The following is a 1,673-nucleotide window of genomic DNA, read 5'->3' as shown; positions in this document are numbered from 1 at the left end:
ATTGACCAGCTTTGCGGAGGCGGAGGCATTTAAAAAATCAAAGCCAAAATATTTGACGAAAATGAATAGCAGAAGGCTGCCGCTACCCGGACCGAAGACGCCGTCATAAAAACCAATCAAGCCACCAAAAAAAATGCCCCACGCAATTTCCTTTGTTCCGCAATGAAATTCAGTGCTGATCAGGCCTAATCTTTTTTCCGCGAACGTATAGATCGCCATCGCTATCAAAACAAAAAAAAACAACGAACTCCATGATTTTTTTGGGAACGATTGACACTGAAAACGCGCCAATGAACGCAAAAACGAATGCCGACAGCATGGTGGGCAACATCAGTTTCCAGACAATGTTTATTCTTTTGGTATAGCTGTATATCGAAGAAAGATTGCCCGCAAGAACCGCCAGCTTATTGGTTCCAAATACGGTTGCCAAATTATATTGAGGAAGCGCATGCAAAAGTGCTGGCAGCTGTACAAGCCCGCCACCACCTACCGCTGCATCTATCAAACCACCACAGAATGCAAAAAAGCCTAAAGCGAACAACGCTTGTTCAAAATCCATTCAGGAGATCCTTTCGGAACTGAAATTCTTCGCAAAGCAACATGAAAATCTCCGGATTAGTTCCCGCTAACCCGCTGATTTAAATTTCCACAATCAGATCAGACTTTGAAAAATAGGTGACTTGATGGGTTTCGACAAGTGACTTATAGTGATCAAATCATTCATCATAAGTGAGCAATGGCATGGAGCTTTCTCAACTTACTATGTTCAAGGCTGTAGCGGATCACGGAAGTATCATTCGCGCCTCTGAATTACTGCACTGTGTTCCGTCCAACATTACCAACAGAATCAAACTTCTGGAAAAAGAACTTGGGGTATCTTTGTTTATCAGGAAAGGTCGGGGGCTTGTTATCAGCCCTTCCGGTAGATTATTTCTTGGGTATGCAAACAAAATCCTGTCTTTATGCCAGGAATCACAAAGAGCGCTCGATCCCGCGGCGGCGCCGTCAGGACTCTTGAAGATCGGGGCAATAGAGTCATCGGCAACCGGCAGACTGCCCAAGTTGCTCTCAAAGTTTCATCAACTCTATCCATCTGTGCAAATGCAGTTCAGCACAGGTGACTGGTCGCAGTTATTGAATGATGTGGTTGATCATAAACTCGACGGTGCCATCATTGCTGTCAATCAGGATCATCCTGATATTGAAAGTATCGAAATCTACATGGAAGAACTGGTATTGATTGCCTCTTCAGCTGCGGGGCACGTGCATAATCCGCAGGACTTGAGTGGCACGGATATATTCATGTGGCCTGAAGGCTGTCCTTATAGAAAGGCGCTGGAAAACTGGCTGCAAGCGCATGGTGTTGTTAGTCCTGTAACAAGCATCGCCAGTTACGGCACCATTCTTGGGTGTGTCAGCTCTGGAGCGGGTGTTTCGTTAGTGCCCAGAGGCGTTTTTGAACAGTTTCGCAGGATCGGTGACATAAGCGGCCATGTATTTGACGACCTGCACCCAATACAGAATTATTTTATATGGAATAAAAACAGCGGACCTCATCGCGCAAAAGAAAAATTTGCGGAGCTGCTCGTAGAGGAATTCAAGGACGTCTGACGTCATTTTTACAGTTTTGCGCGCCCACTGATCTCAGTGCCTGCCAGGCGTGTTGTCCTTTC

General features: G+C 45.7%; 3 protein-coding genes. 1 reads left to right on the top strand and 2 read right to left on the bottom strand.

Going from position 1 to position 1,673, the window contains the following annotated elements:
- Together HT737_RS32130 and HT737_RS28815 are read right to left on the bottom strand one after the other, a co-directional pair.
- A partial coding sequence (locus HT737_RS32130; RefSeq protein WP_374011210.1) for a TSUP family transporter occupies window positions 1-219 on the bottom strand: 219 nt, incomplete at its 3' end.
- Entirely contained in the window at window positions 170-559 is a 390-nt protein-coding gene (locus tag HT737_RS28815; protein ID WP_306287306.1) for a sulfite exporter TauE/SafE family protein, read from the bottom strand. The genes HT737_RS32130 and HT737_RS28815, both read right to left, overlap by 50 nt.
- Window positions 560-741: 182 nt before the next feature.
- On the opposite strand from HT737_RS28815, the gene HT737_RS28810 reads away from it, so the two are divergent.
- Entirely contained in the window at window positions 742-1,611 is an 870-nt protein-coding gene (locus HT737_RS28810; protein WP_182401134.1) for a LysR family transcriptional regulator, read from the top strand.
- Window positions 1,612-1,673: the final 62 nt, after the last annotated feature.

It is taken from the genome of Pseudomonas sp. MD195_PC81_125 (assembly GCF_014060985.1).
Lineage (GTDB): Bacteria > Pseudomonadota > Gammaproteobacteria > Pseudomonadales > Pseudomonadaceae > Aquipseudomonas > Aquipseudomonas parakoreensis.
The sequence above is the reverse complement of the archived record's forward strand: the minus strand, read 5'-3'. Positions and strand labels throughout refer to the sequence as shown.